Consider the following 2,969-nt stretch of genomic DNA (forward strand, 5'->3'; position numbering starts at 1 on the left):
AAGCCACTGGCCAGTATGGTGATCAGCGGATCAGATCCAAATCTCACAGGCGTGCTTTAAAGCACAGAGAAATCCACTGGTTTTTCCGATCCGGATCAGACGATCATGCGCCCATTCAGGTCATCGCCCTCTCACACCCCTACCGGTTCCATCCGCGGGAGCCGAGCCATCGCTCAGGCTGCCACGGACAGGGCCGGATCCCGATAATCCTCCTGTTTTGTTGCCATGGCCCAGATGGCTCGTGCCATCCTGTTGGCCAGCGCAATGGCTACCAGCATACGGGGCTTGCGGGCCAGCATCCGTGCCAGCCAGCTTCCCGGTGCAGGGGCCTTACGGCTGGCCCAGTTCACCTGGGTCATGGCGCCCATGATGAGAAGCCTGCGGATATCAGCCTGCCCGGCTTTTGATATCTTCCCCAGCCTTTCCTTTCCGCCAGATGAGAACTGACGGGGCACCAGCCCCAGCCACGCAGCAAAGTCGCGCCCGCGCCGGAAGCTCTGCAGGTCAGGCGCAAAAGCTTCAATCGCAAGAGCGGTCAGAGGACCCACTCCAGGCATGCTCTGCAATCTGCAGGTGTTTTCACTTTCCTGGACAAGCATCCTGATCTTCTTTGTTCTGACATCAATCCGCACACTCTGCTCCGAAATCTGTCGCAGCAGATCAAGGCATTCCTGCTTCACAGCCTCTGGCAGAACCGCCTCATCCAGCATGGCTTCAATGTGTCTGATATGCGCAATCCCCTGTGGCACGACGAGACCGAATTCATACAGAACGGCACGCAGGGCATTCACCAGTTCCGTGCGCTGGTGCACCAGACGCTGCCGGGCCCGGAAAAGAACGCCACGCGCCTGCTGCGCTTCAGTGCGTGGTTCGACAAAGCGCATTTCCGGCTGACGGGCCGCAATGACGATCGCTTCCGCATCAGCAGCATCGTTCTTCTGGCGCTTCACGAAAGGCTTCACATACTGCGGAGCGATCAGTCTGACCTCGTGACCAGCTCCTGCCAGTTCGCGAGCCCAGTAATGCGCGCTCCCGCACGCTTCAAGAACGACCAGAGCAGGCGGCTGCGTGGCCATGAACTGCATAAACTGCTGACGACGCAGCTTTTTGCGAAACATCACCTCGCCCGCACGCGAAGCTCCATGAACCTGGAAAATGTTCTTTGCCAGATCAACGCCTATCACTGTATCCTTCATCTGCCGTCCTTTCGCGCAGTCGTTTCTTCCAACGACCATTCTGGCACATTGCGATGCCGTGCGGGGAGGACGGCAACCACCCCATCTGACGGGACATGAAACTGCATGGCCTTCAGGCAGTAACGCGATTCATGAAATCCTGTAAAAAGGGAAAAACACGCTCAGGCATGTCTTCAAGTAACGTATGTTTCGCGAAGGGTAGGTTAAGCAATCTGGCACCTTTGACCTGCTCAGCAAGCTCAAACGCCTGTTGCCGCGACACCAGCATATCATCGTCACCATGCACGACGAGCAGAGGACACCGGATGTTTTTTACAGATGCGCCGGGATAGGCATCTTCGTCGCAGCCGAGCCACATATGCGTCGCCGCCTTGAATAACTTTTCGAAATCCGGTTCGGGATTTTCCGCGTTGTAGACCGATATTTGATTCCCGAACATCCCACGCCATTTTTCAAGATTGATCTTCTGATAAATCTGCCGGGCCGGATCATTTTCCGGCAACACCCAGTGCGCGCCGACCGCTATGACGAACTCTGGTTGTACGGCATGAGATGCAGCCAGACGAAGGGCGACAATGCCACCGTCACTATGTCCGATTATACCGGATTTTTGCAGCCCCATCGCGTTAAGAACCGCGGTAAAATCATCCTGAAGCTGTCGATATGTCAGGGGGGCCGTCCCGATACCAGATCGACCATGCCCACGCGTATCAATAGCAATCAGCCTATAATCTTCTGCCAAGTGCTTTGCGAGCGGAATGAAATCCAGTCGGCTCCGCAAGCCGCCATGAAGCAATACAATTACTCTTCCTTTCGGGTTCCCGGCTTCAGAGACGAACAAATTTGTATCGCCAACTGATACAAACTTCCCTGTATCAAACATTCGATGGCTTTCATAAGGCTGGATTACTCTGGATCGTGCAGCGAGATTATCACCGGTAAGGCCACATCCTCAAGGTTTCACGATGCCTGGTCTGCTGCTGTCAGGGCGCTGCTGGCAACCGGTCGGAAGCTTCCGTCACGTTGTCCTCTTTCCAGAAGACCCGGAAGACTTCCGAAGATATTCATGGCCGCATCATGTAACTGGGGCTATCGTCTTGTCGGCATCGGAACTGGACATCAGCCGATAAAGACCGGGATATTGACAGGCAAACCGGATACAGGCCTGCTCCGCTGCCATGAATTGCATGCACGTTAAAGACATCGCTTCTGTCATGCTCTTCCCACGCCTGACGAAATCGATCCGGGCCACTTCCCGCAGGGGAAAGGTCGAATTCTGGTCCGCAGCCATCATGGCCGGCGAAATCCCGCATATGATCCGTGCGTTAGCCATACAGGCACGACATGGGCCGGAACAGTCCGGTTTGGGGGATGGGGCATGACCGAGACATATGATTATGATCTGGTCGTGATCGGCAGCGGCCCGTCAGGCAGGCGGGCTGGGGTTCAGGCGGCGAAACTGGGTCGATCCGTGCTGATTATCGAAAAAAATACCCGGGTTGGCGGGGTCTGTGTGCATACCGGCACCATTCCGTCCAAAACCCTGCGGGAGACGGTCCTCAACCTGACAGGCTGGCGGGAGCAGGCTTTCTATGGCCGGGCTTACCGTGCCCGCAAGGACATAACCATAGCCGACCCGAACAGTCGCCTGCGCAAGACCCTGGATTATGAAGTCGATATGCTGGACCACCAGTTCGCCCGCAACGGCATAGCGGTTGCGCATGGCACGGCACGGTTCGTGGATCCGCACCATATTACGATCACCATGGACAA

At 56.1% G+C, this 2,969-nt stretch carries 3 protein-coding genes and 1 pseudogene; 1 reads left to right on the forward strand and 3 read right to left on the reverse strand.

The annotated features are described in order from the left end of the window. Positions 1 to 173: 173 nt before the first annotated feature. From GEU01_RS20495 to GEU01_RS25185, 3 genes and pseudogenes are all read right to left on the reverse strand, one after another. Positions 174 to 1,196 carry an IS110 family RNA-guided transposase gene (locus GEU01_RS20495; protein ID WP_019086379.1) on the reverse strand — a complete coding sequence of 341 codons (1,023 nt, stop codon included), beginning with the start codon at positions 1,194 to 1,196 and terminating at the stop codon, positions 174 to 176. A gap of 112 nt (positions 1,197 to 1,308) precedes the next feature. Next, positions 1,309 to 2,079 carry an alpha/beta fold hydrolase gene (locus GEU01_RS20500; protein WP_026018915.1) on the reverse strand — a complete coding sequence of 257 codons (771 nt, stop codon included), beginning with the start codon at positions 2,077 to 2,079 and terminating at the stop codon, positions 1,309 to 1,311. 83 nt (positions 2,080 to 2,162) lie between these two features. Continuing rightward, positions 2,163 to 2,529: pseudogene (locus tag GEU01_RS25185) on the reverse strand (TetR/AcrR family transcriptional regulator); the annotation flags it as partial. Positions 2,530 to 2,574: 45 nt separating this feature from the next. On the opposite strand from GEU01_RS25185, the gene GEU01_RS23600 reads away from it, so the two are divergent. After that, positions 2,575 to 2,969 (forward strand): FAD-dependent oxidoreductase (locus GEU01_RS23600; RefSeq protein ID WP_042710994.1); only part of this gene is annotated, 395 nt, incomplete at its 3' end.

The sequence above is a fragment of the Komagataeibacter europaeus LMG 18890 genome (genome assembly GCF_000285295.1).
In the GTDB taxonomy this organism is placed as follows: Bacteria; Pseudomonadota; Alphaproteobacteria; order Acetobacterales; family Acetobacteraceae; genus Komagataeibacter; species Komagataeibacter europaeus.